This is a genomic window from Bacillus sp. AC266 (genome assembly GCF_979253805.1).
The window spans coordinates 520647-546914 of the sequence record NZ_CEEDEC010000001.1; the positions used below are offsets into that span (position 1 = coordinate 520647).

Consider the following 26268-nt stretch of genomic DNA (forward strand, 5'->3'; position numbering starts at 1 on the left):
CGATTACAGGAGATGATATATCTGTACAATTAAAGGAATGAATATTCATTCCGTGGGTAGTGATTTGATAAAATTGAAAAATAATTTAATAGGATAATAGGAATGAACGTTCATTCCTAAATGATATTTTCAAAAATAGGGAATGAATATTCATTCCCTATGCACCATGAAACTCTAATAACAGGAGATGATTCAAATGAGCAAGCTAAAAAGTTGGAGAAGTTTATCTTTTCTATTATGGATAGTTATTACTATTGCAATGATCGTAACGATGCCTAATATGGATCAGTTAGTGAAGGAAAAAGGGCAAATCACGATTCCTAATACAGAACAAAGCAGTATTGCTGACAAGATGATAAAGGAGATGGATAAAGAAGGGGCTGAAAAGTATGAAATTATAGCTGTCTTTAATAGTGGAAGTAAGAAGGCTTTAACAAATGAGCAAAAAGAGGAAATAACGAAAACGATCAATGCCCTGCAAAATGAAAAAGAGCAATTAGGAATTAAGGAAGTCGTTTCACATTTAGATAATAAAGAACTGCAGAAACAATTAGTTTCTAAAGATAATACGACTATTTTAACGCAAATATCGGTAGATAAAAAACATGGTAAAATGTCAAAAATTGCAAATGATCTTCATGAAAAAGTGCAAACGAAAGGAGTTACAACGTACTTAACAGGAAGTGATTTAATAGCGGGTGATTTTCTTACATCCTCTCAAGAGGGCGTGAAAAAGACAGAAGTTATTTCGATCATTTTCATTCTTGTAGTATTAATCATTGTATTCCGTTCACCAGTTGTTCCGATTATTTCTCTTCTTACAGTTGGTGTTTCGTATTTAATTTCAATGGGGATTATTGCCCATCTTGTAGATCAATTTAATTTTCCGTTTTCAAACTTTACGCAAGTGTTTGTAGTAGTCGTCCTGTTTGGAGTGGGAACAGACTATAACATTTTATTATATACAAGATTTAAAGAAGAATTAAGTAAACAAGAAAATGCATTTTTGGCTACGAAAGAAACGTTTAAATCGGCAGGTAAAACCGTTTTATATAGCGGGATAGCAGTACTAATTGGCTTTGCATCTCTTGCTTTAGCGAGTTTTAAATTATATCAATCTACTTCAGCGGTAGCAATTGGTGTCGCAGTACTACTACTCGTATTAACTACTTTAAATCCATTTTTCATGGTGCTTTTAGGAAAAGGAATGTTTTATCCAGTTAAAACATTTAAAGGTCATGAGGATAGTCGCTTATGGGGATTCTTTGCAAAAAATTCAGTAGCAAGACCATTTATCGCTTTAATTATCGTATTCGTGATATCGATTCCATTCGTATTAAAATATTCTAACACGCTTAATTACAATGATTTATTTGAAGTGGATAATAAATATGAATCAAAAATGGGGATTAACGTAATAGAAGAGCATTTTCCGCCTGGTTTTTCTTCACCAAGTACGTTAGTCATTCAATCGGATAAAAAGTTAGATGAGGCGACTTCTTTACAAACTTTAGATGAACTTACTGATAAAATCTCGAAAGTTAAAGGAGTCTCAGAAGTATATTCACCGACGCGTCCAACTGGAGATAAGATTAAAGAATTATATATAAATAAACAAGCCGGAGAATTGAATACAGGCTTAGGCGATGCAAATGGTGGCATAAAAGAAATTAATGAAGGATTAACTGATGCGAAAGATAAAATGGGTAGTAATGACTCAAATAGTCTTGCAAATGTTCAAAAATTAATTGATGGAACAAATGAAGCGAAAAATGGCGTATCAGCCTTAGGGACAGCTTTAAATCAATTATCGAATGGAATAAACAATGGAGCACAAGGAGCGAAGCAAATAGAGGATGGGCTAGCATCATTAAACGGAAATATCAATGCCCTGTCAAATGCAACTTCGCAGCTTCATGCTGGTTATGCTCAGTTAGAAAAAGGTTTAAGTTCGTACGATCAATATTTCGGAAGTATTTCTCAAGCGATTGATGGTGCGAAAAAAGGATATGAACAAATTGAAACGTTAATGAACAATTTCATTCAAACAAAACCAGAATTAGCAAATGATCCTAATGTGCAGCAAACATTAGGAATTGCTAAAGAAGCTCAAAAACAATTAACTGGACTTTCAAAAGAATTAAATCAATTGGCGGTGCAGCATAAAGCAGCGATGAATTCATTTAAAGAAGCGAATCAATCGTTACTGAAAGTAGATAACGGTTTAAAAGAAATGAACAATGGAGTTACCAAGTTACAAAAAGGGGCTGCTGAGCTGAACAAAGGATTGAGTGAAGGGGCTACAGGTTCAAAACAAATTGCGAACAAATCGGCTGACTTACAATCTGGATTAACGAAAATAAACGATGGGCAAGGACAGTTATTAACTGGACTGAAAGATTTACAAGAAAAGATGGGGCAATTGCAATCAGGTTTATCTAAAAGTACAGAGGGTTTAGGAAAAGTAAGTAACGGTCTAGGTGATGCTCAAAAATATTTAGGAGAGCTAAATGAGTCGAAAAGCTCTGAGAAATTTTATATTCCGAAAGAAGTTTTAGAAGGAGAAGATTTCCAAAAAGCATTGAATACGTACATGTCACATGATAGAAAGACTGCTAAAATGACAATTATTTTAGACGTAAACCCGTATTCAAAAGAAGCGATGCCTATCATTCAAGAAATTAATAAAACGATAGATGGTACGTTAAAGGGAACAGAACTAAATGGTGCGAAAAAAGCAATTGGCGGGACAACAGCTAGAAACGTTGATTTAAAAGAAGTAACCGGGCAAGATTTCCTACGTACTGCTACGATTATGTTATTAGGGATTTCGCTTGTATTAATCGTGATTACACGCTCATTCTTAAACTCAATCTTTATTATTGGGTCCTTAATTTTAGCGTACTTTGCATCACTTGGTATAAGTGAACAAATTAGTGCACATGTATTAAACGTAGAGTCATTAAGCTGGAATGTTCCATTCTTTAGCTTCATTATGATTGTCGCTTTAGGAGTGGATTATAGCATCTTCGTTATGATGCGATACAATGAGCTAGAAGGGGATTCAGTAACGAAAATTGTAAATGCATCTCGTCACATAGGAGGAGTCGTATTATCAGCGGCACTTATTTTGGGAGGGACATTTGCAGCGTTAATTCCTTCAGGAGTATTGACACTTATACAAGTAGCATCCGTTGTTGGTGTTGCTCTTTTACTATTAGCTTTAATTGTAATGCCGATATTGTTACCTGCTTTAATAGGATTGACGAGTAAATTGAAGAGTTATAAAGAGAAAATAATAAATACGAAATAAGAAAAACCTGTAGGGAATGTTTTCTCTACAGGTTTTTTGTATATAAAATATGAAATGAAAAAATGATTCAATGTATTACAGAATGAGTAGCGAATAGGGATATTAGAAAGAGGTCGATGATATACAAAAAATAGCTAGGGGAATGGATAAAAACTATTCGATTTCGTTGTAGAAAGCTAATCAACCGTTGCTATTCATCCAGCTTCTACTATATAATAGCTATAGTCTACAATAATTGAGTCGTAATATGCGATTTTTTAAGACAATCGGTGAGAAAACGCTGAAATAAGCGGTATTAGTAGGAGGACACAAATGATTACAGTAAGTAACGTTAGTTTGCGTTTCGCAGATCGCAAATTATTTGAAGATGTTAACATAAAATTCACGCCAGGTAATTGCTACGGTTTAATTGGAGCAAACGGTGCTGGTAAATCAACATTTCTAAAGATTTTATCTGGAGAAATTGACCAATCAACGGGTGACATACATATTACGCCAGGTGAGCGTCTAGCAGTATTAAAACAGAATCACTTCGAATATGAAGAGTTCCCTGCACTAGAAACAGTAATGATGGGTCACACACGTCTTTATAAAGTAATGCAAGAGAAAAATGCAATTTACATGAAAGAAGACTTTAGTGATGAAGATGGCATGCGTGCTGCAGAACTTGAAGGTGAGTTCGCTGAGCTAAACGGTTGGGAAGCTGAGTCAGAAGCTGCAATCCTTCTAAAAGGATTAGGTATTGGTGAAGATATTCATGATAAAAAGATGTCTGAATTAACAGGGGCAGAGAAAGTAAAAGTATTACTTGCTCAAGCTTTATTCGGTCAACCTGACATTCTATTACTAGATGAGCCTACCAACCATTTGGACTTAAAAGCGATTCAATGGTTAGAAAACTTCTTAATGAACTTTGAAAATACAGTTATCGTTGTATCCCATGACCGTCACTTCTTAAATAAAGTATGTACGCACATGGCTGACCTTGATTTCGGTAAAATTCAATTATACGTTGGTAACTATGACTTCTGGTATGAATCAAGCCAATTAGCATTAAAACTAACGCAAGATTCTAACAAGAAAAAAGAAGAAAAAGTAAAAGAGTTACAAAACTTTATTGCACGCTTTAGCTCAAATGCATCTAAAGCGAAACAGGCAACTTCTCGTAAAAAATTGTTAGATAAAATTACATTAGATGATATTAGACCATCATCACGTCGTTATCCGTTCGTTGGTTTCACACCAGAACGTGAAGTAGGAAATGACCTATTAACAGTTGAAGGTATTTCGAAAACGATTGATGGCGAAAAAATATTAGATAATGTGAACTTCACTTTAAATAAAGGTGATAAAGTTGCATTTATCGGACGTAACGATATTGCGATGACAACATTATTTAAAATTCTTATGGGTGAAATAGAGCCAGATAGCGGTTCATTCAAATGGGGTGTAACAACATCTCAAGCTCATTTCCCAAGAGATAACTCTGAGTACTTCGAGAACAGTGATTACACTTTAATTGATTGGTTACGTCAGTTCTCTCCACAAGATGAGTCAGAAAGTTTCTTACGTGGTTTCTTAGGCCGTATGCTATTCTCTGGTGAAGAAGTAAAGAAAAATGTTTCTGTTTTATCTGGAGGAGAAAAAGTTCGTTGTATGTTATCTAAAATGATGTTAAGCGGTGCAAACGTATTAACACTTGATGATCCGACGAACCATTTAGACCTTGAGTCTATTACAGCATTAAACAACGGTTTAATCACATTTAAAGGAACATTACTATTCACTTCTCATGACCATCAGTTCGTACAAACAATTGCAAACCGTATTATCGAAGTAACGCCAAACGGTGTAGTTGATAAGGTAGCAACGTATGATGAGTTCTTAGAAAGTCAAGAACTTCAAAAACAAGTTGATGCAATGTACAAAGGTCAATAATAAATGATTAAAACCCTCGCTTTCTTTTATGAGAGCGGGGGTTTTTTAAGTAAACAAATATTCGGTTTAATATAAAGTGGGGGGGAGGATTAAAATGAATAATTATTCAAAAATAACATTAGCGATGGTAAGAAATTTTTGAAACGTGGATAAACCCTGAAATGATGAAGAAATGGTTTTTTACATTGGAAGGGACGGATAAAGTAACGGGAAATACTCCTGAAGTAGGAGGGAGTTGGGAAACTATTGATCATCGTGGCAGAAAAGATTATGGAGTAATTGGGGAATATATCGAAATGAATCGTCCTAAAAAAAATTAGTATTTATATTAAAAACGCCGCAGTTTAGTGAATTATTAGATAAAATCACAGTTGAAATAAAAGAGAAACAACAAGGATTTAAAATGATATTTTCACAAAATATAATCGTTGCTCATGAAGAAGATTGGACAAAATATGATGTTGAAAAAGCTTTAAAGGGGTGTCAGGATGGCTCTGATCATGGTTGGAATGTAATATTCATGGGACTGAAAGAATTGGTTAAAAGAAGAGGGGATAGCTACAAAGGATGATAAACAGTAGTCGAAAAAGTGTAGTTTGAGCAAATTGCCCAAACTACATTTTTTATTTTATGAAATTGGGTAGTTTACATGAATGTACCAAAATTGGAGATAGGTTAGTTTGCAAATGAGGAAATAAAGGATTATAGTTTGTGGAGTCATAATTAGTGGATGAGCCTTGGGAGAAAACAGGAAATGTTACAAATGTGTTTTGTTAAATAGAAACCAAGGTCAAAATGTTTAAAAAGAAATAGTTGAATAAATAAAAGCTACAAATTATAATTACTAATATTCTTCATATAGTTAAACAAATAAAATCTATTTGAAGAAGAAAAATTGAATAGAGAGACAGACTTATATAAAATAAGCCTTGGATGATCAAAAGAGGTGGAGAGATGCAACAATTTTTATTGAAGAGTAAACGAGTATTAAGTAATCATTTTGGATTTTTCGTATTTGCTGTTATTTTACTTTGGTTAAAAACATATGCCGCATATGTGACAGAATTTAATTTAGGGATATCGAACACAATCCAAAAGTTCTTACTGTTTTTCAACCCGTTAAGCTCAGCAGTTCTATTTTTAGGGCTCGCATTATTCGCAAAAGGGAAACGAGCTTACATTTGGTTAATTATTATTAATTTGCTAATGTCTATACTTTTATACGCAAACGTAGTATATTATCGCTTTTTCAGCGACTTTATTACGTTCCCGACATTAACACAATCGAATAACTTTGGAGATTTAGGTGGTAGTATTTTTGCATTGCTACACTTATATGATCCACTATATTTCTTAGATACAATCATTTTAATTGTTTTAGTCGCAACGAAATTTGTAAACCCTAAACCAATCCGTGTTGCGAAGCATAAATTATCTCTAGTATTTGTAGCAGGTATTTTATTATTTAGCGTTAACTTAGGTCTGGCAGAATCTGACCGTCCTGAATTGTTAACAAGAACATTTGACCGCAATTATATCGTGAAATATTTAGGGGCGTACAACTTTACGATTTATGATGGTATTCAAAGTGCGAAAGCATCAACAGAACGAGCATTAGCGGATGGAGATAATATGACAGAAGTTAGAAACTATCTTTCATCAACTTATGCAAGTCCAAACCCTGAGTATTTCGGTAAAGGAAAAGGAATGAACGTAATTTATATTCATTTAGAGTCATTCCAAAACTTTTTACTAAACTACAAGCTAAATGGTCAAGAGGTTACACCATTCTTAAACTCATTTACAAAAGATGCGAATACGTTATACTTTGATAACTTCTTCCATCAAACAGGACAGGGGAAAACATCTGATGCGGAGTTCATGTTAGAGAACTCAATGTTTGGATTACCACAAGGATCTGTTTTTACAAATAAAGCTCATAACACGTATCAATCAGCACCGGCTATTTTAGGACAACAAGGATACACATCAGCAGTGTTCCACGGTAACTACAAAACATTCTGGAACCGTGATGAAGTTTATAAATCATTTGGTTTTAATAAATTCTTTGATGCGTCATACTACGATATGAATGAAAAAGATGTAGTAAACTATGGCTTAAAAGATAAACCGTTCTTTAATGAATCAATTCCGTTATTACAAACGTTGAAACAACCGTTCTATACGAAGTTCATTACGTTATCGAACCATTTCCCTTATCCGATTGATAAAGCGGAAGCAACGATTGAACCAGCTAAAACAGGTGATTCATCAGTAGATACGTACTTCCAAACAGCACGCTATTTAGATGAATCTGTAAAAGGATTCATTGATTACTTGAAACAATCTGGTCTATACGATAACTCAATTATCGTTATGTACGGTGATCATTACGGTATTTCAGATAATCATAGTGCAGCAATGTCTCAAATAATGGGTAAAGAAATGAACGCATTTGAAAATGCTCAATTACAACGTGTACCATTAATCATTCGCGTACCAGGAATGGAAGGCGGCGTACAACATCAATACGGCGGAGAAATTGACGTTCTTCCAACGTTATTACACTTACTAGGTACAGATACGAAAAATTATGTCCAATTCGGATCAGATTTATTATCACCAGAGCATAAACAAGTCGTTCCGTTCCGTAACGGTAACTACGTAAGCCCAACAGTTACTGCACTTAACGGCAAATACTATGATACAGCGACTGGGAAACCTGTAGAATTTACAGATGAAATAAAACAAAATGAGCAAATGGTTCAAAAATCACTAAAATACTCCGACCAAGTTGTTAACGGTGACTTATTGCGATTCTACACACCAGAAGGATTTACACCGGTAGAACCTTCTAAATATAACTATAACAATCGTGATAAAGATAAAACGAAGGTGAAGACGACTGAAGACGGGGAAACGAAATAAATAATAAAAAATCCTACTCGTATAGAAAACGAGTAGGATTTTTTGTTTTAAGATTTACTTTCGGATTTTTGGAGTGCTACTTTTTTAGGCATAAAACATGCAATAATCAAAGCTACAAAGGATAAGACTAACATAAATACGTAGGCATCACTTGAGCTGAAGATAGAAGCTAATTTCGTTACTTGCATAGTTGATATGCTTCCGTTCTCACTAGATAACTGTGAAGTATGTGAAGTGGATTGAATTGTATATACAGTGATAATGACTGCTGTTCCTATAGCACCTGCTAATTGACGTACGGTATTATTCACTGCGGAACCATGTGAACCCAGTTCTCTTGGTAAAGCGTTTAAACCTGCTGTATTTAAAGGCATCGAAATGAAACTTAGTCCAATGCGTAGAATAATGGTACGAACCATTAAATACATATAAGTGGTGGATTCGGTCAAATCAATTACACCCCACATCGATATAATGATACATATTAAACCTATAATAAAGAGTGGTTTTGCCCCATATTTATCAAACATTTTACCCGTGATAGGTGATAAGAATGCATTAATTACAGCTCCAGGTAATAGAAGTAAACCTGATTCAAAAGCAGTAAAACCTCGTCCATTTTGCAAGTAAATCGGTAAAAGAATTAAATCAGCATACATAATCATCGTAATGAGTACGTTAATGACTGATGTAAGAGTGAAAATTTTATACTTAAATACGGATAAATTTAATAGTGGATCGCTAGACTTTATTTGACGTAAACAGAATAGAGTTGTAACAATTATTCCGATGATAATTGTAGTAATAACAACTGGATGATCCCATCCTTTACTTCCTGCACTACTAAATCCGAATATAATACAACCAAAGCCAATCGTTGATAAAATGACACTTACGATATCTAATTTTGCTTTTGTTGTCTCAGCAACATTCATTAAATATTTTAGCGCGAGAATAATAACGATTAATACAAATGGAGCGAATCCAATAAATAACCATCTCCATGATACATATTCAATAATAAAGCCAGATAATGTTGGAGCGATGGCTGGCGCAAAAATTATGGCGAAACCGATGGTTCCCATAATACTTCCACGTTTTTCACTAGGGTATAAATATAAAATAACTGTCATCATTAGTGGCATAATAATTCCTGCTCCAACTGCTTGAATCATTCTTCCTGTTAACAAAATACCAAAATTCATGGCGCATGCACAAAGAACAGTCCCGATAAACAAAGAGAGCATCGAGCTAATAAACAGCTGCCTTGTTGTAAATCGTTTCATTAAAAATGCAGTAATTGGCACTAGAACGCCATTTATGAGCATAAAGCCTGTTGATAGCCATTGTACGGTTGCAGCTGTAACATCAAATACTTCCATTAAATTACTCATCGCTACATTTAATAGCGTCTGATTTAATGTTGATAAAAAACAACCGGAAATGAGCACAATTAATATAATTTTTTTATTTCTTTCTGATATTTCCTTTTGCATTGGTAAACTCCTTCATTGTTGTCTTGATTTATCGACATTGTGTCGATAAAATTAATGGTAACAAAATAAATTTTCTTTGACCATGAACAGTTTTGTTGAAAATGTTCACTACTCGACATAGAAGGTATGCACTGTCGAGTAAGTAAAGAGAAAATCTATAAAGGAGTTTCAAAATGTCTACACCTAAAAAAGAAGATCCTCGTACAGTTCGTTCAAGAGAAATGTTTAAAAATGCTGTTTTTTCTCTCCTATGTGAGAATCCTAGTATTTCAAGTTTAACGGTTCAGAAAGTCGCAACAAAAGCAGGATTAAACCGAACAACCTTTTACTTACATTATCAAGATATTCAAGATTTACTAGACCAAATCACGAATGAGATTTCAAATGAACTTTCAAATAAAATAGCTGATTTAATACATGCAAAAGATTTATCAGAAAAACAAAAGCTAACACAATTACTTGATTATTTATATATCCATCGAAATTATTTATTTATATTATTTAAAATGAATCAATTTGAGGAGCAACTATTTTTATTTTTAAAAGAGTTAATAGAAACGAGAAGAGAGAATACGAAAAAGGATTTGCCTGATGATTATGTTGCGGTTGATATTAAAACAGCTTCATTGGTAGGTATTATCATGTGGTGGATAAGGAATGGACTTCACTTTAGTTCAGATTATATCGCAAATCAAATTTATTTTATGTATAAAGGGTAATAAATGCAAACAATTTATCCGTATTAAAAAAAGATTAAAATAACCTAGTATAATTTAAAGTATCGGGATTAATAAAAATTTATAAAACAAAAGATCCAGAGATAGAAGGGGGATATGCATGAATTTTCAAAATGAAAAAATATCATTACATTTAGAGGTTGTAAATTACCAATATGCAGATGCAAAAGACGAGTGTGATAGAAATTGGTTAAGAGTAAAAGCGAAACTATCAGAAGAAAATAAAGTTTTTGAAACGATGGATCCTTTTTTACAAACATACGATTTACAGTACATGATAAAATGGTTTGAATCTTTACCAAACCCTACATATAACGAACTAGATTTCATAGAACCAAATTTAGCGTTTGAATTTATGGGGGGAAAAGCAGGCGAGTTTAATATTGTTATTCGCTTATCGCTGGAACTTAACCCCACATGGTGTAAGGAAGAAGAATACGAATTTTCTATCGGTATAACTCAAGAGGATAGGGAGAATATTATTCGTTCTATTGAAGAGCAACAAAGGAAATTCCCAAAACGATAAAAAAAGACTTGATAACCTACAAGAGGGAATCAAGTCTTTTTATTACATACGATTATCATGCCAGAAGTTTAATGGGAAGTGTTCGTTCTCATTATAGGCTTCTAATTCATATCCTCTTTCTTTCAGCCCTTTAATAATACCAGGTACTGCTTTAACTGATTGTGGATGAATATCATGCATTAGAATAACTTCTGTTGGGTTTGTAGCACCATGTAGAACGTTTTCTACGATTTTAGCAGATGCAGCGTCTACTTGTATTTTGTTGTATTTCCAGTCTAATGAATCAATTGTCCAATCCCAAACTTTTAAACCATTTTCAACAACTTTGTTGCGAAGAGCTTCATTTAACCCTGGCATTGAGCCGTAAGATGGACGAGTTAATACTGGAGATTTTCCTAGAACGCCAGCGATTAAGCCTTGGTCTTCTTTCATTTCATCAACGTAATGACCTTCTGTGTAAAGTTTCTTGTAGTTATGAGTCATACTGTGCATCCCAACATAGTGGCCTTCAGCATCTTCACGTTTTACAAGATCAGGGAAAGCTTTTACGTTTGAACCAATTAGGAAGAATGTTGCTTTTGCATTTTCACTCTTTAACATATCTAAAAGCTCAGCTGTGTATTTTCCAGGACCATCGTCAAATGTTAAGTAAGCGACTTTTCTAACTTGCCCGTTATAGTGCTTTGGAGCTTCTTTCGGAGCAAGGGACGTTTGAATTTCACTTACAAGTTGAACAGATTTCGCTTCATCCTCTGTACTTGCTAGAGCGATATGTGTTGATCCGTAAGCAGCTTCGTATGTAAATAATACCCCAGCGCAAATCAACAGAGCCCTTTTCACTAAAGTTGTCATCCGAATTCCATTGTGCATAATTTTCCTACTCTCTATAAAAGTTCTACTCTACTATATTAGCAATTTTAGAGGGGGAAATGCAAAAAAACTTTTTTACAAGCGCAAAAAAGTTTGTTAAAAAGTATGTAAGATTTCACTGTTTTGCAGGTTTGAAAAAATGAAACAAGAATTAAATGAATGGAACTGCATGTAAAATGGTTCATTCACGTTTTTTGTTTTAGAAAGGGAGGATAAGTATGAAAAAATTAGCTTGTTTACATGCTCATCATTCAAATATTGAATACATTGACCGAGCGTTGCAATTTTTTGAAATAGAAATACTCCATTTTGTAGATCCAATCTTATCACACAGACTAAAAATAGAACGAGAACAAGCACGAAATAATTTAAAAGATATTATAAAGTATATAGCTGAAAGTGATGTTGATACACTTTTAATAACTTGTACAGATTATATCACGTTATTAGATGAGAATTTCAAAATAGACATACCTATATTGAAAATTGATGAACCATTCTTTGAAATGATTTGTCAGGTTGAAGAGCCACAGACAATACTATTTACAAATAACCGTACTGTTTCAGGAACGATGGAACGTTTAAGACTATACGCTCAGCAGAATAATAAATCCATACAAGTAAAAGTAGAAGTGATAGAAGGGATATTTGAGTTAATTATGCAAGGGCGTAAAGAAGAGCATGATGTTAAATTAGAAAAATATTTATATGAAATTATGAAAGATAGAAACGAAATGCTTTCAGTTGCACAATTATCTATGGTAGACGCTACTACAAGGGTAGAAAATATAATAGGAAGGAACATAATAAATCCGTTGAATGCGCTTGTGGAGTATTGTATACAGAGTGTGAATGAACAACCGTGTGAAAAATAAGGAAGAGGATGTTTGTTGTTTTAAAGAAAATCAATAAAAATTTCACATACCGTATTTAAAAAATAAATATAGGAAAACCAAAAAATAATGTAGAATATATCGTACATACATATATGAAGTGAACATAAAACATAAAAGAGGTGGGCATATGTTACTTGAAGAAGTAATGCAGCAACTAGAAGAGTATGGGACAGAACAAACTCGTAAGACGTATAAAAACCACGGAGCGAAAGAGCCGTTATTTGGAGTTAGTTTTGCAAATTTAAAATTGTTAAAAAAGAAGATAAAAAAAGATCATGATTTAGCAATTTCATTATGGGAAACAAAAAATATGGATGCAATGACTTTAGCAACGATGATTTTAGATCCGAAGAAACTAACGTCAGAACAACTAAATAGATGGGTTCAGGATGTTGATTACTATTGTTTAATGGACGTTCTTATGACAGCTATATGTACGTCACCAATCGCGATAGAAAGAATGGAAGAATGGACGAAGTCTGATGAAGAATGGATTGGAAGAGCTGGTTGGTCATTATTAGCGAATATAGCGATTAAAAATAAAACGTTACATGATGAATTCTTCACTCCGTATCTCGAAGAAATTAAAGCAAATATACATAATGAAAAAAATAGAAAAAAAGAAGCGATGAATAGTGCTTTAATCGCGATAGGAATTCGTAATGAAGACTTAGAGCGAAAAGCGATTGAAATTGCACGTGAAATTGGGAAAGTACAAGTTGATCACGGGGCAACGTCATGCAAAACACCAGACGCAGAACCGTATATAAAAAAAGCGAGAGAAAGAGCTGAAAAAAAGAAAGTAAAATAAGAAGGGGTAAGATTATGAAACCAATTGAAGCGGCACAAAGCATAATTACATCACAATTTTCGAATTGTGATGTTGCTTTACTAGGGGGAAGTGTGGCTAGAGGAGAGGCTACGAAAACATCTGACCTTGATATTGTAATATTCGACCAAAGTTTGTCATCTTGTTATAGAGAATCTTTCTATAGTAATGGCTGGCCTGTTGAAGTATTCGTACATAATTTTGAAACGTATAAAACCTTTTTTAAAAGTGATTGTGAGCGCGGGAGACCTTCATTACCTCAATTAGTTTCAGAAGGGATTGTGCTAAAAGGAAAAGATGAAATTGTAGAGACACTTAAAAGAGAAGCGAATGGTTTATTAAATAAAGGACCAAAAAAATGGTCAGAAGAAACGATGAAGCAGAAACGCTATTTTATTACGGATACCTTGGATGATTTCATTGGTGCAACAAAGAGAGAAGAAGAATTGTTCATCGCCAATTTATTAGCTGATTTAGTACATGAATATGTTTTAAGGGTAAATGGTCAATGGCTTGGAAATTCAAAATGGTTTATTAGAGTGTTAAGAAGGTATGACGAGCGATATGCAGAACATTTTGTAGCGGCTTTTGATCATTTTTATAAAACAGAGAAGAAAAATGAATTAATTAGTTTTATAGAAAATACGTTAGAGCAGTATGGAGGAAGAATGTTCGAAGGATTTTCTATAGGGAAATGAAAAGGGGATAGCAAAGTGAATGTACCATTCGTTCAATTAAGAGAACTGACAATAGATGATGTAGAAGATCGATATCAATGGTCATTAGATACAGAAGTAACAAAGCATTTAGTTGTACCAGATCAATATCCACCGTTCACTCGTGAAGATACGAGAAGGTGGATTGAAGCATGCATAAGTCGAAAGAATGGTTATGAACAACGAGCTATCGTTACAAAGGAAGGTATACACATTGGATGGGTAGACCTAAAAAACTTTGATAATACAAATAAAAATGCTGAACTAGGGATTGCAATTGGAAATAAAGAATATTGGGGTAAAGGATATGGAATGGCGGCCCTATACAGTATGTTACAAATCGGTTTTTCTGAATTCAAATTAGAAAAAATTTGGCTACGAGTAGACGAAGATAATTTACAAGCTAGAAAGAGTTATGAAAAAGCAGGATTTGTTTGTGAAGGAATAATGAGAAATGATCGGTTACGTAAAGGGAAGTTCATTCATCGTTATCGCTATAGTATGTTAAGAGAAGAATACCAATCTTTAAATAGTAGCTTATAAAAATATTATGTTAACTTAAAGGGGCAGGATAAATATGATTCGATTACTTACGAAAGAAGATGCGGAAAAATATTGGGACTTACGTTTACAAGCTTTACAAGTAAATCCAGAGGCATTTGTAACAACTTATGAAGAGGCGATTCGCCAGGAAAATCCTATTAAGAGAGTGGAAAGTAATTTAACAGCTACTACTAGTTGTACATTTGGTGCATTTAATGAAGAAAATCATTTAGTTGGAGTTGTCACTTTACTAACAGAAGAGAGAGAGGCGTATAAACATAAAGGTCATATCGTTGCGATGTATGTAGATGCACAAAATAGACGTAACGGACTGGCACGTGAGTTAATTGCAAATGCAACTCAAAGAGCGAGAGAAATAGAACTAGAGCAATTGAACTTAGGTGTTGTATCCACAAACGAACCAGCAAAAAAATTATACGGATCAATGGGCTTTAAAACTTATGGAATTGAAAAGAGAGCTTTAAAAATGAATGGTGTGTATAGTGATGATGAAAATATGGTGTTGTTTCTTTAAAGAATACATATATAATAAGAATTGCGAATTTTAATTATATTCATTTTGTTGTATCGTATAACAAGAAACTAAACAAGGGGTTTTAAAATGAAAGCTATTGCAGTAGGGATATTGGCATCGTTTTTCTTTGCCTTTACCTTTGTGTTAAACCGGTCGATGGACTTAGGGGGCGGGAGTTGGATTTGGAGTGCATCACTACGGTATTACTTTATGGTTCCAATGCTACTACTTATTGTCATGTATAGAGGGAATTTAAAACAACTCTTGCAATATATGAAAAACAATCCGAAAGAGTGGTTGTTATGGAGTATTGTAGGGTTTGGTCTCTTTTATGCACCGCTTAGTTTCGCGGGTGCGTTTGGACCGGGGTGGCTTGTCGCTTCGACTTGGCAAATTACAATAGTTGCAGGGATTTTGTTAACACCATTTTTTGCGGTAGACCCATTACATAAAAAACTTCCAATGAAAGAATTAGTAATGTCAGGCATTATTTTATTCGGTGTTGTTCTTATGCAAGTAGAACACGCTTCTTCTTTAGGGATTCGTGAAACCATTTTATGTGTGGTTCCTGTACTCATTGCTGCGTTTGCATATCCACTTGGAAATAGAAAAATGATGCAAGTATGTAAGGGCGAATTAGATGTCTTCCAACGAGTTCTCGGTATGACATTAGCAAGTTTACCATTTTGGTTTTTACTATCTGGTTATGAAGTATCAACAGGCGGATTACCGTCAAGTAGTCAAGTTTTCCAATGTTTTATTGTAGCAGTTAGTTCAGGGTTAATCGCAACGGTATTATTCTTCTTTGCGACAGATCTTGTAAAAGATGATCCGCAAAAATTAGCAACAGTTGAGGCGACACAGTCTGGTGAAGTTTTATTTGCATTAGTAGGAGAGCTGATCTGGTTATCGGCTCCAATTCCGTCTTCTTTATCGTGGGTTGGAATGAGTCTTGTAATTGTCGGAATGATACTTCATAGTTATGTAGCTGTAGTTGTGAAAAAAGAAGAGAAAATAACGGCGTAATGAGATTAGCTCTTTTTCAATAAAGAGCTAATCTTTTTTCATGAGAAAGGATGGAGATAGGATGTTACAACGTGTTGAGTATTTAGAAATAGATCCCATTAAAAAAGTATTAAAGCATGCGACCGGTCCGAGTGAAGCGAGCTTATTTAAAGCAGTTTCAATGTATAAAAATGATCAGGCAGTGCTATATAAATATGGGAATAAGGGTTGCATAGGTATAGTGCTAATTCATACAAATAGAGCGAGAATGTGTCACATAGCTGTTGATGAAAAATATCGTAATCAAGGAATTGCACTTCAAATGATTAAAGAAATAATTAGGGAATATGAGTTAACATATATTGAGGCTGAGACAGATACAGAGGCAGTCGGATTTTACAAGAAATGTAACTTTAAGATTGAAAGCTTGGGAGAGAAATATCTGGAGGTAGAGAGGTTTTATTGTTATTTAGAGAATGAATAAAATAAATAGCTCATCATTTGTGATGGGCTATTTCATATTAGTATAAATTAAGATTGCTAGATTGAAAGTTTTTGATTGTGTTCACCTTTCTATATTAATTTTAAATAAATACACCATAATTTAACTGTTTCCGATATGATAAAAACGACAGAGGTATAGTAATTGAAATGATTAAGTTAAAAATTAAGAAAAATATGATAATATATGTATGTATTAGTTTAAAGCAAAATGGGGGAACAATCGTGAAAATGAATGACATAGTGGCGAATACACAATTTCCAAATACAATCGAAACAATTACAAATGATTTAAAAGCATTAGGGATAGAAAAGGGAATGACAGTTATTGTACATTCTTCATTAAGTTCAATCGGTTGGATATCAGGCGGTGCAGTGGCCGTAGTAGAAGCGTTAATGAAAGTTGTTACAGAAGAAGGAACGATAATTATGCCGACGCAATCTTCGGATTTATCCGATCCAAAACATTGGTCAAGACCACCTGTACCAGAAGAATGGTGGCAAATTATTCGGGATAACGTCCCAGCATTTGATCCACGTATAACACCAACAAGGGCAATGGGAGAAGTAGTTGAATGTTTTCGTACATATCCGAATGTATTGCGCAGTAATCATCCACTCAGTAGTTTTGCAGCATGGGGGCAACACGCAGAAGAAATTACAGCGAATCATTCACTTTCCATAAGTTTTGGTGAAGAATCGCCATTACGAAAAATATACGATTTAGATGGATACATATTATTACTTGGTGTTGGTTATGACTCTAATACGTCTATACATTTATCTGAGGTACGTACAGGTGCACGCGAGTTAATAAAGGTAGGAGCACCTATTATAGAAGAAGGTGTAAGAGTATGGAAAGAATTCGTTGAAATGGATTACGATTCTGATACGTTTGTAGAAATCGGAGTTGAATATGAGCTTAAAGGAACAGTTACGCGTGGGAAGATAGGGAATGCGACGTGCCGTTTTATGAGGCAGCGTGATGCAGTTGACTTTGGAACAGAGTGGTTTCGTGCGAAAAATCAGTAAGGGATGGTTATTATGCAAGGGAAAAAAGTATTAATTACGAGCGGCGGCTGCCTAGAAAAATGGGATCAAGTACGTGGGCATACAAATTTAGCAAAAGGTACGATTGGAAGAATTATTGCAGAAGAGCTAATGAAAAAAGGAGCAAATGTTATATATTTGCATGGCTATTTTGCTGAGAAGCCAATGGATGTAAATAACCAATTAGAATTGCACCCATTTGAGGGGATTATTGATTTACAAGATAAGATGAAAAGTATTATTACACATGAAAAAGTAGATGCAGTTATTATGGCTGCTGCTGGCTCAGATTGGGTTGTCGAAAAGATTTGTGATCAAGATGGAAATGTTCTTAATATGAACGGAAAGATTTCAAGTGACATCGCTCCAATTATTCATTTTCAAAAAGCGCCAAAAGTATTAAAACAAATAAAGAGTTGGGATCCAGAAACGATACTCGTTGGCTTTAAACTTGAAAGTGACGTAAATGAAGCAGAACTTATTGAAAGAGCAAGTAAAAGAATGGAAGATGCAAAAGCAAGTGTAATGGTAGCAAACTCACCGCATTCTTTATATTCTCGCGGTGCTGTGCATCACGTTATTGGACAAGACGGTAATGTGAAGTTATGTAATGGGAAAGATGAAACTGCAAAAGAAATTGTCAATATGTTAGAGCATTTATGTAATCGTATCACTGCGATGTAAATTTAAGCTTTTAGAAAGAGATGCAGTCGCATAGTATGTAATGGAGTTAATATTAAATTAGTGGGGGAACTTAGCCCTCACTGATTATTAAATTGAATCAATGGAATAAATAGGCCATTAGCTGCTCGTAAATGTGTAATACATGATATATGCATAATGAACATTTTGTGAGGAGTGGATTGTATGGAACATTTATTAAAGCAAGCTATTAAACTTAGAAATGAAAAGAAATATGCGCAGTCTAGAGAGATACTTATAGGATTAACAAACTTTACGAGGGATGCAGAAGTACTATATCAATGCGCTTGGATACATGATGTAATGGGTCTTGAAACGGAGGCGGTTCCGTATTATGAACAGGCAATTGCGAACGGACTTGATGGTGAATCTCTTTGCGGTGCGTATATCGGTCTTGGCAGTACGTATCGTTGTATAGGGGAATATGATAAAGCGATTACTGTATTAGAAGCAGGGATAAAGAAGTTCCCGGAAAATGACGTGATGAAAGTGTTTTTATCATTAGCAAAATATAACGTAAACGAACATGAAGAAGCGATGAAATTACTGTTAGAGACAGTTGTGAAAGTAGATGAGGTAAAAGAATTTGAACGTGCTATTTCATTTTATAAAGACCATTTAAATGAGGTTTTTGAATAGAGGAGAGAAGGAATGAATCCATCAATTTCACGAAGGAAAAAAGGCATTTGGATTGGACTCGTATCTTTAATTATGTTATCAAACTATTTATTGTATGCCCTGCCAATAGTGCCAGCTGCCCCGAAAGAAGTAGTCCTCGGTTCATTATTAGATTTTATGTTTGTAATTCCAGTCATCACATATTTCTTTATTATACGGAAAAGATATTCGTTAACGTATATGTTTCCTGTAGTTATAGCTGGATATGTATTCGCAAGATTTATAATTCCTAGTGATTATTTACAAGCTTTTTCATTTGTTTCGTATGTAATAGTTGCTGGAGAAATTGTGTTCGTATGTTTTGAACTGTTTCTTATATTTAAAATTATAAGAGTACTTCCTAAAATAATAAAACGATATAAAGAATATAGAAGTGAGTATTCTTCATTTTCTTATGCGATTGATGCAGCATTTGATGCTAATATGAAGAGAAGTAAGACAGTAAATATCATTCTAACAGAGTGTAAGTTACTCTATTATGCTTTTTTATCGTGGCGTGAAAAAGTATTAGAAAGTGAATCCACATACTCATATCATAAAAAGACCGGTGCAATAGGTGTTTATATCATGATTATTCATGCAACATTAATTGAAAGTATCGGTTTTCATTATTTACTTCATCAATGGAATCCAGTAATAGCTTGGGTTTTACTCATCTTAAACATATATGCGATATTTTATTTTTTAGCTGAAATACAAGCGATGCGTAAAAATCCAATTATCGTTGTGGAAGAAAAAGTGATCATTCAAATTGGATTAGGAAAGAAAATCGTTTTACCATTTACACAAATTGATAACATTGTGTTTTATAAAGGCGAATCTTTAACGAAAGAAGAAGAGAAAGAGGTTCTTGACGCAACTGTTATGGAATTTATAAAGGAACCTGCAACTTTTGAAATAACGTTAAAAGAGCCAATTAAAGCGCAGTTGTTATATGGATTTTCTAAAACAGTAAGTCGTGTCCATTTAAATGTTGATAATGAACGGGAATTTTATGCTGCGGTTATGGAGAAGTTGAAATAGGAGTAAAATGCTAAAGTATCACCGTGCGTTTGGTGTATATGGAGTTTGTATTGAAAAAAATAAAAAACCATATATGAATTGTGGTTAATAAAATAGTAGTAGTTCATTAACTCCTTCCATTATAGAAGGAGTTTTTATGATGCGGAATACGGTATACTTTCTTAATCAGGAGCGTAAAGGATATAATTAAAAACGGACTATATGATAAAAGGGGTAACTAAAAAATGAATTGTTTACGTACATCAAGGATTGAAATTATAGAAAGAAAAATACGTTATGATTCTACAACTGTAGATCACGTTTGTTTATTAGTAGAAGCACAACCGAAGAGAATCGTACTATTTCATGAGGTACAGTACCCTTTTACTATGACAGCAAACGAAATAAAATTAACTATTCCTAAAGGTAGTTATACAACCGCATATTATTGGGAAGATCGTCCGTATAACCTATACATATGGAGAGATGATGCTGGACATTATTTAGGGTCATATTTTAATATCATAAAAAACACACATGTAGGAAATGAGTTAGTAACATTTGAAGATTTAATCATTGATATTATGGTTCTTCCTAATGGTGAGTATTTCATATTAGATGAAGTCGAATTACCTGAGTCATTAGATCAATTTGAAAATGGTTATGTGAAAGAAGCTCTTAACGTATTAACGGATACAATTCATGTCTTCTTACCTCAAATGATTTTAGAAACGGAGACTATATTTAAACAGAAAGAGATTTTTTCTACATGAAAAATAAAAAAACTCGCAGCTTACTAGCTTGCGGGTTTTCATCGTAAACTATTAGAAAATATGATAAAATTAAGAGGTAACTTATGGTACGGTTGGTTGTTCAATTATCACTTCTCCAAAGTAGGAGGGGGGTGATAATAAGTGAGTGAAATTGCGTTGTTATTGCAAGGTGGACTGTTTCTCATTGCATTGTTAACGTTTATTGTTGTCTTAATTGACAAGCTCAAAAAATAACAACCCACCTATGCCTATAGAATGTGGGTTGTTGTGTTTGTACGAAACAAATAGGATAAATGAACAATCCAATCTGCTAAGTTACGTGGACTAGTGTGTAGCCGCACACTAGTCTTTTTTATTTATATACAGGTTTTAATTGTTTTATGTGATTGTATTGTTCTTTTCACACTCATTATAACACAGTGTCTTTTCATGAAGAAAGGAGACCGTATGTTCCCATATGGATTAAATAGAACGTGTAGTTTCTTTAAATAGCCCATCCATATACTGTTTTAAACTTTCCACAAAAAATCCTTTTTTGTCTACATTATTTACGCCGACAATTGGTGATGGAAGATTGTATCTTTTTTCTGATAAATGAACAACAACATCAAAAATATCAAATAGGCGAATGAAGCAGAATAGCCCGTCTTTATCACTAAGTAAAATAAAGTAATGGTTTTCGCTCGTTGTATTTAATGTATTCCATAAAGAGCTTTTGCTTAAGTCACGAACGATACTCTTTTCCTTTAATTCCATGAAATCGGCATTTAATAGAATGGTAGAAATATCAATCGCATCTGGATCGTCAAAGTAGCCATCGATTGTTTGTACAGCAAAAGTATAAGCCATTTTTAATACACTCATTTTATATTTACGGTTATCTAAAAGCAATTCACGTTGAATAGAACTAGCTACTTTTGTTACGCGCTCTTCTTTCCAAATTTCATTATGTAATGAAATATCGTGCTTTTTACATAGTTTCATAATTAATGCATTGGAATAAAGTATCTCATCACTTACTTCGACTACATCTGTCTCAGCGGCTGCTAGCTCCTCACCATGTTCATTCGTATAGAGAGGGGAATCGATTTGTTTTTTCATTTGCTCAATCTTATATTGACTTAATTTATGTCTAATTAAAGGACGATCAATATTTGTTGTCATATGTTCATGACATGAATCACAAATTGAATTTATGAAATAATATCCACATAATATCTCTGGAATGACATATTGTTCACTAAGTTCTTTCGTATCTTTTCTGCAAATGATGCATTGTGTCATATTTATCACCTTTACCTGCAAATTTGTCTGTAATCTCATTGTAGTGTATTTAATGGGATTTTGGAATATTGTAAAGGAAAATATTATGTGAAATCTAAGTTTAATTTGGTACAATGAAGAGAAGTGCTAGTTTAAAGGAGGACGTTTTTTTGAAATCGAAAGTGCACTTTTGGACATTAGAAGTGCTGATGGTTGTAGGAATTATATTTATTTGCACAAAAATATCGTTTCTATTTCAACCGATTGGTATCTTCATATCAACATTATTTTTCCCAATTTTAATCGCGTTATTTTTATACTTCATATTTAACCCATTGTTAGTCTTTTTGGAGAATAAAAAAGTACCTAGAGGTTTAGCGATCTTACTACTGTACCTTTTTATCATTACATTAACTGGAGTTGCTATTGGAGTAGTTGTTCCAACCATCTCACAACAGTTAATGGATTTAGTAAAAAATATGCCGACTTACATAAAAGAGGGAAAAGTATACATACAAGATCTATCCCATCATAGATTATTTGAATGGCTATCTACACAAAACTACGTTTCCATTGAGACAATTGAGAAAAATGCAATTGAATACTTAAAGGAAATACCAAACACACTTACGTCGAGTGCAACGGCTTTATTTGGTATTATCACGAACGTGGCGTTAGTTATCTTTACAGTACCGTTCATTTTATTTTATATGTTTAAAGATGGACATGCATTTCCAGGAAAAGCTGTTAGTGTATTACCAGAGTCTTACCGTGAAGAAGGACTTCGTATCATAAAGGAAACGAACGAAACATTATCTGCATATATTCAAGGTCAAGCGCTCGTTTGTATGTTTATTGGTGCCTTTACATTTACTGGTTATTTAATCATCGGTTTACCGTATGCTTTCGTTTTAGGAATTATCGCAGCATTTACAAATATAATTCCGAACTTAGGTCCATTTATCGGAGCAGCACCAGCTGTCATTATAGGTCTGTTCGTATCTCCGATGCAAGCTCTGTACGTAATTATTATAGTAACAATCGTACAACAGTTTGAAAGTAACATCATTTCACCGCGTATTATGAGTTCAAAATTAAATATCCATCCGTTGACAATTATCATCCTTATTTTAGGGGTAGGTAATTTCGCGGGAATTATCGGAATGATTTTAGCAGTACCAGCTTATGCGGTAACAAAAACAGTTGTTTCGAACTTAGTGAGATTGTTTAAGACGAAACGAAGTAAACGGAAATAGAATATGTTGAGAAAGATACACCGCTTAATAAAAAAGGGGTGTATCTTTTATTTTTTAGTGTATGAAATACTTATTATTGTATATTTTTTACACATCAAATCAGGCGGTGAATTTTTGTTAAATAAACTTTATCCCGCTATTTGTGGGCAGTAAAACTCCCACCTCAAAATTCAGGTGAAGAAAAAAGAAGTTAGGAGGGAGATCAACTGCGCGTAAACGCCCGATTGGTGAGAGCTAATAATCAGTGGGGGATGAACAAAACCCCCACTGATTAAAGTTTCACTTTATAAACTATGTGGAATCCCTCTGAACTATCCAAATCATTTCTTTACACCGCGTTATTAACATCATAATCGACTCCTTTCATTTCTAATATAAGTTCAAACAATTATAGGCGAGTGTAGTACTTGCTTCTACGATCACGAATTTCATCTATAATCTTTTTATACTGTTCCTCTTGTTTTACTTCATTTGCAGATATAGTTTCTTTTTGAATCGTAATGGTTAAAAAGAAAAGGTGAAACCTCATACATGAATTCCTCCTTTCGAATAGGAATTACAGGTGACTACAATAATGACTTTGTCGCTCTTTTACGTTGTACATAGCCTGCTCAATTTGTCGATCATGAAGCATATCAGACTCAGACAGTTTATTTTTTTGAATGGTAATCGTTAAAAATAATACTCTGAATTTCATTGGATTTTTACCCCTTTATAATTTATTTAGTAAAGACGATTGTAATAAGAGGACTGGCGCTCTTTCACATCATCCATAATATTTTTAATTTGTTGTTCACGAGAAATTTCATCTCTTGAAAGTTTACGCTTTTGAATGGTAATCGTTAAAAAGAAAGCTTTGAATTTCATTAGGATATTACCCCTTTATAATTTATTTAGTAAAGACGATTGTAATAAGAGGACTGGCGCTCTTTCACATCATCCATAATGTTTTTAATTTGTTGCTCACGAGAAATTTCATCTTTTGAAAGTTTGCGTTTTTGAATGGTAATCGTTAAAAAGAAAGCCTTAAATTTCATTAGGATATTACCCCTTTATAATTTATTTAGTAAAGGCGATTGTAATAAGAGGACTGACGCTCTTTTACTTCGTCTATAATAATTTTAATTTGTTGTTCACGTAAGATTTCAGCTTTTGAAGATTTACGTTTTTGAATGGTGATAGTTAAAAAGAAAGCTTTGAATTTCATTAGGAAATTGCCCCTTTAAAAAATATTTTTAATACATTTGTGTATAATACGAACTTTTAATGTCCGTTATTTTATCCATAGTTTGTTTTAATTGTTGTTTACGAAAGATTTCAGCTTCAGATAAAGTTTTTTTCTGAAGTGCTGTCGTAAAAAAGAAAATATGAAAAGTCATAGACGAATTCCTCCTTTCGAAAAGGAATTACAGGTGATCGCAATAAAGCACTTGGCGCTCCTTAACATCATTCATAGCTTTTGTAATTTGCTCATTATGAAGAATTTCAGCTTTGGAAAGTGTATTTCTTTGAATCGTAATACTTAAAAACAATACGCTAATTGTCATCGAATGTTGCTCCTTTCTTTAAAAAATAATGTATGAGACTAAAAAATCGCACAAAAAAGCCACAGGAAGATGTCGTTCTCCTATGGCTGGGCGTGAAAAAGCCACAGGAAAGTATACGACCTCCTGTGGCGAATTTATGAATTAAAAGAAATAAAGTACGATTTTTAATTCTCCATTAGGGTGGTCGAATTCATATTTAATTGTCCGAAAAACACAGATGCAGTTAACGCTAAAGTTAAAGCATGTAATTGTAATTTCATCATTTCCTTCGACCTCCTTTTAGAATATTTTTCTTACGTTAGTAATTATATACAATTAATGGATAATTGTAAACAAAAAAATTGAAAATTTTTAATTTTGATTAAAATGCGTATATTTAAAAGGGTTTTTTAAAGGATACATTGTATAGATTGGATAATAAATAGAACTTGGTGGTGTCTAATGAACTATATGAATAGAATAGCAGGTATTATGCTAACAATTTTATTAGTTATTACTGCTTGTTCTAATGGGGAGCAAATAAAAGAAATGTCACATATTGAACCTGGGGCTTTTAAAAAATATACGGGGACATACGTTGGAAATAATTCCGACGTTATTGCGATTGTTACAAACTTACCCGGTGGTGAAACAGTTCAAAGTTTAAATTTAGAAAATGAAAATATTAAAGTGGAATATGGTGCAAAAGAGAATGGAAATCTTACAGAAGAAATGATTGAGACGTATTGGTTTGATGGGAAGGATACGATGAAGAAGAATTTACTCTTTAATGCTATTTATCTTGCAGTTTTAGTACCGAATGCGAAAGGGTATGAGTTTCAGATTGAAAATCAAAGTTTTGCATTAAAAAGAGAAGAACTTTTACCCATACTGTATAAAGAATTTAATGATTTTCCCAAGGATGATCTTATATGGAATAAGGGAATCGTAATGAATTTCTTTTACGGTAATCAAGAAAAAATAGAAAAGCTAGTTAATAATAAAGATTTTCGAAAGCAATTTTTTAATGAACATCCTGTGCGGGAATCTAAGTGATATGGAGGAAGATGTGGTTATTTTACGATTGAAAATACGGACATTTTTTAAAGGGAGTCATTCAGTATCGAATGATTCTTTTTTTTTGATGAAAATTATGGAAAAAAATATAACGTTGTGCTATGGTTA

Annotated in this window: 32 protein-coding genes; 22 read left to right on the plus strand and 10 right to left on the minus strand. The window is 33.5% G+C overall.

Features of this window, described 5'->3' with window-relative positions; genetic code table 11:
- The first annotated feature begins 196 nt into the window (after window positions 1–196).
- From AC0IXC_RS02605 to ltaS, 5 genes are all read left to right on the plus strand, one after another.
- Window positions 197–3313 carry an MMPL family transporter gene (locus tag AC0IXC_RS02605; RefSeq protein ID WP_471652548.1) on the plus strand — a complete coding sequence of 1039 codons (3117 nt, stop codon included), beginning with the start codon at window positions 197–199 and terminating at the stop codon, window positions 3311–3313.
- 312 nt (window positions 3314–3625) lie between these two features.
- Window positions 3626–5251 (plus strand): ABC-F family ATP-binding cassette domain-containing protein, encoded by a 1626-nt coding sequence (locus AC0IXC_RS02610; protein ID WP_471652549.1) that lies wholly within the window; start codon window positions 3626–3628, stop codon window positions 5249–5251.
- 161 nt (window positions 5252–5412) lie between these two features.
- Window positions 5413–5571: an ATPase gene (locus AC0IXC_RS02615; protein WP_471652550.1), complete on the plus strand. Its 159-nt coding sequence runs from the start codon at window positions 5413–5415 to the stop codon at window positions 5569–5571.
- Between the two features lie 83 nt (window positions 5572–5654).
- Window positions 5655–5822: a hypothetical protein gene (locus tag AC0IXC_RS02620; protein WP_002032782.1), complete on the plus strand. Its 168-nt coding sequence runs from the start codon at window positions 5655–5657 to the stop codon at window positions 5820–5822.
- Window positions 5823–6205: 383 nt separating this feature from the next.
- Entirely contained in the window at window positions 6206–8179 is a 1974-nt protein-coding gene (ltaS, locus tag AC0IXC_RS02625) for a lipoteichoic acid synthase (protein WP_012261147.1), read from the plus strand.
- A gap of 47 nt (window positions 8180–8226) precedes the next feature.
- Here ltaS and AC0IXC_RS02630 read toward each other — a convergent pair whose 3' ends face one another.
- Window positions 8227–9675 (minus strand): DHA2 family efflux MFS transporter permease subunit, encoded by a 1449-nt coding sequence (locus AC0IXC_RS02630; protein WP_193653284.1) that lies wholly within the window; start codon window positions 9673–9675, stop codon window positions 8227–8229.
- Between the two features lie 173 nt (window positions 9676–9848).
- Between AC0IXC_RS02630 and AC0IXC_RS02635 the strand changes: the two genes are divergently transcribed.
- Together AC0IXC_RS02635 and AC0IXC_RS02640 are read left to right on the plus strand one after the other, a co-directional pair.
- Window positions 9849–10394 (plus strand): TetR/AcrR family transcriptional regulator, encoded by a 546-nt coding sequence (locus AC0IXC_RS02635; RefSeq protein WP_002013396.1) that lies wholly within the window; start codon window positions 9849–9851, stop codon window positions 10392–10394.
- A gap of 118 nt (window positions 10395–10512) precedes the next feature.
- Complete coding sequence (locus tag AC0IXC_RS02640) at window positions 10513–10938, plus strand: WapI family immunity protein (protein WP_002032758.1); 426 nt, start codon at window positions 10513–10515, stop codon at window positions 10936–10938.
- Window positions 10939–10980: 42 nt separating this feature from the next.
- On the opposite strand, the gene AC0IXC_RS02645 is transcribed toward AC0IXC_RS02640, so the two are convergent.
- Entirely contained in the window at window positions 10981–11808 is an 828-nt protein-coding gene (locus AC0IXC_RS02645) for a peptidoglycan-N-acetylglucosamine deacetylase (RefSeq protein ID WP_471652551.1), read from the minus strand.
- Between the two features lie 218 nt (window positions 11809–12026).
- Here AC0IXC_RS02645 and AC0IXC_RS02650 point away from each other — a divergent pair, with 218 nt between their 5' ends.
- The 13 genes from AC0IXC_RS02650 to AC0IXC_RS02710 all read left to right on the plus strand — a co-directional run bounded on the left by AC0IXC_RS02650 (window position 12027) and on the right by AC0IXC_RS02710 (window position 21272).
- Window positions 12027–12683, plus strand: coding sequence for a hypothetical protein (locus AC0IXC_RS02650; RefSeq protein WP_061674126.1), 657 nt, complete (start codon window positions 12027–12029; stop codon window positions 12681–12683).
- A gap of 148 nt (window positions 12684–12831) precedes the next feature.
- Window positions 12832–13515 carry a DNA alkylation repair protein gene (locus AC0IXC_RS02655; protein ID WP_159146792.1) on the plus strand — a complete coding sequence of 228 codons (684 nt, stop codon included), beginning with the start codon at window positions 12832–12834 and terminating at the stop codon, window positions 13513–13515.
- A 14-nt stretch (window positions 13516–13529) separates the two neighbouring features.
- Window positions 13530–14231, plus strand: a complete 702-nt coding sequence (locus AC0IXC_RS02660) for a nucleotidyltransferase domain-containing protein (RefSeq protein ID WP_159146791.1) — start codon at window positions 13530–13532, stop codon at window positions 14229–14231.
- Window positions 14232–14246: 15 nt separating this feature from the next.
- Window positions 14247–14792, plus strand: coding sequence for a GNAT family N-acetyltransferase (locus tag AC0IXC_RS02665; RefSeq protein WP_159146790.1), 546 nt, complete (start codon window positions 14247–14249; stop codon window positions 14790–14792).
- 34 nt (window positions 14793–14826) lie between these two features.
- Window positions 14827–15327 carry a GNAT family N-acetyltransferase gene (locus tag AC0IXC_RS02670; protein WP_215589789.1) on the plus strand — a complete coding sequence of 167 codons (501 nt, stop codon included), beginning with the start codon at window positions 14827–14829 and terminating at the stop codon, window positions 15325–15327.
- Between the two features lie 87 nt (window positions 15328–15414).
- Window positions 15415–16353, plus strand: a complete 939-nt coding sequence (locus tag AC0IXC_RS02675) for a DMT family transporter (RefSeq protein WP_002065948.1) — start codon at window positions 15415–15417, stop codon at window positions 16351–16353.
- 61 nt (window positions 16354–16414) lie between these two features.
- Window positions 16415–16816, plus strand: coding sequence for a GNAT family N-acetyltransferase (locus AC0IXC_RS02680; RefSeq protein WP_471652552.1), 402 nt, complete (start codon window positions 16415–16417; stop codon window positions 16814–16816).
- Between the two features lie 248 nt (window positions 16817–17064).
- The gene (locus tag AC0IXC_RS02685; RefSeq protein ID WP_125930143.1) at window positions 17065–17865 is read left to right on the plus strand and encodes an AAC(3) family N-acetyltransferase; all 801 of its coding nucleotides are present in this window, start codon (window positions 17065–17067) and stop codon (window positions 17863–17865) included.
- Between the two features lie 12 nt (window positions 17866–17877).
- Window positions 17878–18567: a phosphopantothenoylcysteine decarboxylase domain-containing protein gene (locus tag AC0IXC_RS02690; protein WP_107886737.1), complete on the plus strand. Its 690-nt coding sequence runs from the start codon at window positions 17878–17880 to the stop codon at window positions 18565–18567.
- A gap of 183 nt (window positions 18568–18750) precedes the next feature.
- Window positions 18751–19224, plus strand: coding sequence for a tetratricopeptide repeat protein (locus AC0IXC_RS02695; RefSeq protein ID WP_002065953.1), 474 nt, complete (start codon window positions 18751–18753; stop codon window positions 19222–19224).
- Between the two features lie 12 nt (window positions 19225–19236).
- Entirely contained in the window at window positions 19237–20286 is a 1050-nt protein-coding gene (locus AC0IXC_RS02700) for a hypothetical protein (protein WP_215589788.1), read from the plus strand.
- A gap of 224 nt (window positions 20287–20510) precedes the next feature.
- The gene (locus AC0IXC_RS02705) at window positions 20511–21038 is read left to right on the plus strand and encodes a ribonuclease FAU-1 family protein (protein WP_002013419.1); all 528 of its coding nucleotides are present in this window, start codon (window positions 20511–20513) and stop codon (window positions 21036–21038) included.
- A 141-nt stretch (window positions 21039–21179) separates the two neighbouring features.
- A complete protein-coding gene (locus AC0IXC_RS02710; RefSeq protein WP_001289318.1) occupies window positions 21180–21272 on the plus strand; it encodes a putative holin-like toxin in 93 nt (30 codons plus the stop codon).
- 228 nt (window positions 21273–21500) lie between these two features.
- On the opposite strand, the gene AC0IXC_RS02715 is transcribed toward AC0IXC_RS02710, so the two are convergent.
- Window positions 21501–22322 (minus strand): HNH endonuclease, encoded by an 822-nt coding sequence (locus AC0IXC_RS02715; RefSeq protein WP_000189680.1) that lies wholly within the window; start codon window positions 22320–22322, stop codon window positions 21501–21503.
- 149 nt (window positions 22323–22471) lie between these two features.
- Between AC0IXC_RS02715 and AC0IXC_RS02720 the strand changes: the two genes are divergently transcribed.
- The gene (locus AC0IXC_RS02720) at window positions 22472–23557 is read left to right on the plus strand and encodes an AI-2E family transporter (RefSeq protein ID WP_000837889.1); all 1086 of its coding nucleotides are present in this window, start codon (window positions 22472–22474) and stop codon (window positions 23555–23557) included.
- A gap of 388 nt (window positions 23558–23945) precedes the next feature.
- Here the strand turns inward: AC0IXC_RS02720 and AC0IXC_RS02725 are convergent, their stop codons facing one another.
- The 7 genes from AC0IXC_RS02725 to AC0IXC_RS02755 are packed head-to-tail and all read right to left on the minus strand — an operon-like array spanning window position 23946 to window position 25104.
- Window positions 23946–24086, minus strand: a complete 141-nt coding sequence (locus AC0IXC_RS02725; protein ID WP_002189927.1) for a YrzI family small protein — start codon at window positions 24084–24086, stop codon at window positions 23946–23948.
- A 27-nt stretch (window positions 24087–24113) separates the two neighbouring features.
- On the minus strand, window positions 24114–24254 hold the full coding sequence (locus AC0IXC_RS02730) for a YrzI family small protein (protein ID WP_000672237.1): 141 nt from the start codon (window positions 24252–24254) through the stop codon (window positions 24114–24116).
- A gap of 26 nt (window positions 24255–24280) precedes the next feature.
- Window positions 24281–24424 carry a YrzI family small protein gene (locus AC0IXC_RS02735; RefSeq protein ID WP_002120145.1) on the minus strand — a complete coding sequence of 48 codons (144 nt, stop codon included), beginning with the start codon at window positions 24422–24424 and terminating at the stop codon, window positions 24281–24283.
- Between the two features lie 26 nt (window positions 24425–24450).
- On the minus strand, window positions 24451–24594 hold the full coding sequence (locus AC0IXC_RS02740) for a YrzI family small protein (protein WP_002013394.1): 144 nt from the start codon (window positions 24592–24594) through the stop codon (window positions 24451–24453).
- 26 nt (window positions 24595–24620) lie between these two features.
- Window positions 24621–24764 (minus strand): YrzI family small protein, encoded by a 144-nt coding sequence (locus AC0IXC_RS02745; protein ID WP_003189685.1) that lies wholly within the window; start codon window positions 24762–24764, stop codon window positions 24621–24623.
- Between the two features lie 28 nt (window positions 24765–24792).
- On the minus strand, window positions 24793–24936 hold the full coding sequence (locus AC0IXC_RS02750; protein WP_000142704.1) for a YrzI family small protein: 144 nt from the start codon (window positions 24934–24936) through the stop codon (window positions 24793–24795).
- 27 nt (window positions 24937–24963) lie between these two features.
- A complete protein-coding gene (locus AC0IXC_RS02755; protein WP_000156202.1) occupies window positions 24964–25104 on the minus strand; it encodes a YrzI family small protein in 141 nt (46 codons plus the stop codon).
- 441 nt (window positions 25105–25545) lie between these two features.
- On the opposite strand from AC0IXC_RS02755, the gene AC0IXC_RS02760 reads away from it, so the two are divergent.
- Window positions 25546–26139 carry a DUF4825 domain-containing protein gene (locus AC0IXC_RS02760; protein ID WP_341085767.1) on the plus strand — a complete coding sequence of 198 codons (594 nt, stop codon included), beginning with the start codon at window positions 25546–25548 and terminating at the stop codon, window positions 26137–26139.
- The last annotated feature ends 129 nt before the right edge of the window (window positions 26140–26268 follow it).

Excerpts from the sequence above, each read along its gene's own strand:
- AC0IXC_RS02695 (WP_002065953.1), top strand. The coding sequence starts at position 18,751 with ATGGAACATTTATTAAAGCAAGCTATTAAACTTAGAAATGAAAAGAAA.
- AC0IXC_RS02655 (WP_159146792.1), top strand. The coding sequence starts at position 12,832 with ATGTTACTTGAAGAAGTAATGCAGCAACTAGAAGAGTATGGGACAGAA.
- AC0IXC_RS02735 (WP_002120145.1), bottom strand. The coding sequence starts at position 24,424 with ATGAAATTCAAAGCTTTCTTTTTAACGATTACCATTCAAAAGCGTAAA.
- AC0IXC_RS02615 (WP_471652550.1), top strand. The coding sequence starts at position 5,413 with ATGATGAAGAAATGGTTTTTTACATTGGAAGGGACGGATAAAGTAACG.
- AC0IXC_RS02645 (WP_471652551.1), bottom strand. The coding sequence starts at position 11,808 with ATGCACAATGGAATTCGGATGACAACTTTAGTGAAAAGGGCTCTGTTG.
- AC0IXC_RS02605 (WP_471652548.1), top strand. The coding sequence starts at position 197 with ATGAGCAAGCTAAAAAGTTGGAGAAGTTTATCTTTTCTATTATGGATA.
- AC0IXC_RS02630 (WP_193653284.1), bottom strand. The coding sequence starts at position 9,675 with ATGCAAAAGGAAATATCAGAAAGAAATAAAAAAATTATATTAATTGTG.
- AC0IXC_RS02755 (WP_000156202.1), bottom strand. The coding sequence starts at position 25,104 with ATGACAATTAGCGTATTGTTTTTAAGTATTACGATTCAAAGAAATACA.
- AC0IXC_RS02650 (WP_061674126.1), top strand. The coding sequence starts at position 12,027 with ATGAAAAAATTAGCTTGTTTACATGCTCATCATTCAAATATTGAATAC.
- AC0IXC_RS02740 (WP_002013394.1), bottom strand. The coding sequence starts at position 24,594 with ATGAAATTTAAGGCTTTCTTTTTAACGATTACCATTCAAAAACGCAAA.
- ltaS (WP_012261147.1), top strand. The coding sequence starts at position 6,206 with ATGCAACAATTTTTATTGAAGAGTAAACGAGTATTAAGTAATCATTTT.
- AC0IXC_RS02635 (WP_002013396.1), top strand. The coding sequence starts at position 9,849 with ATGTCTACACCTAAAAAAGAAGATCCTCGTACAGTTCGTTCAAGAGAA.
- AC0IXC_RS02685 (WP_125930143.1), top strand. The coding sequence starts at position 17,065 with ATGAATGACATAGTGGCGAATACACAATTTCCAAATACAATCGAAACA.
- AC0IXC_RS02610 (WP_471652549.1), top strand. The coding sequence starts at position 3,626 with ATGATTACAGTAAGTAACGTTAGTTTGCGTTTCGCAGATCGCAAATTA.
- AC0IXC_RS02690 (WP_107886737.1), top strand. The coding sequence starts at position 17,878 with ATGCAAGGGAAAAAAGTATTAATTACGAGCGGCGGCTGCCTAGAAAAA.
- AC0IXC_RS02620 (WP_002032782.1), top strand. The coding sequence starts at position 5,655 with ATGATATTTTCACAAAATATAATCGTTGCTCATGAAGAAGATTGGACA.
- AC0IXC_RS02640 (WP_002032758.1), top strand. The coding sequence starts at position 10,513 with ATGAATTTTCAAAATGAAAAAATATCATTACATTTAGAGGTTGTAAAT.
- AC0IXC_RS02725 (WP_002189927.1), bottom strand. The coding sequence starts at position 24,086 with ATGAGGTTTCACCTTTTCTTTTTAACCATTACGATTCAAAAAGAAACT.
- AC0IXC_RS02750 (WP_000142704.1), bottom strand. The coding sequence starts at position 24,936 with ATGACTTTTCATATTTTCTTTTTTACGACAGCACTTCAGAAAAAAACT.
- AC0IXC_RS02715 (WP_000189680.1), bottom strand. The coding sequence starts at position 22,322 with ATGACACAATGCATCATTTGCAGAAAAGATACGAAAGAACTTAGTGAA.
- AC0IXC_RS02700 (WP_215589788.1), top strand. The coding sequence starts at position 19,237 with ATGAATCCATCAATTTCACGAAGGAAAAAAGGCATTTGGATTGGACTC.
- AC0IXC_RS02760 (WP_341085767.1), top strand. The coding sequence starts at position 25,546 with ATGAACTATATGAATAGAATAGCAGGTATTATGCTAACAATTTTATTA.
- AC0IXC_RS02680 (WP_471652552.1), top strand. The coding sequence starts at position 16,415 with ATGTTACAACGTGTTGAGTATTTAGAAATAGATCCCATTAAAAAAGTA.
- AC0IXC_RS02675 (WP_002065948.1), top strand. The coding sequence starts at position 15,415 with ATGAAAGCTATTGCAGTAGGGATATTGGCATCGTTTTTCTTTGCCTTT.
- AC0IXC_RS02660 (WP_159146791.1), top strand. The coding sequence starts at position 13,530 with ATGAAACCAATTGAAGCGGCACAAAGCATAATTACATCACAATTTTCG.
- AC0IXC_RS02670 (WP_215589789.1), top strand. The coding sequence starts at position 14,827 with ATGATTCGATTACTTACGAAAGAAGATGCGGAAAAATATTGGGACTTA.
- AC0IXC_RS02730 (WP_000672237.1), bottom strand. The coding sequence starts at position 24,254 with ATGAAATTCAGAGTATTATTTTTAACGATTACCATTCAAAAAAATAAA.
- AC0IXC_RS02705 (WP_002013419.1), top strand. The coding sequence starts at position 20,511 with ATGAATTGTTTACGTACATCAAGGATTGAAATTATAGAAAGAAAAATA.
- AC0IXC_RS02745 (WP_003189685.1), bottom strand. The coding sequence starts at position 24,764 with ATGAAATTCAAAGCTTTCTTTTTAACTATCACCATTCAAAAACGTAAA.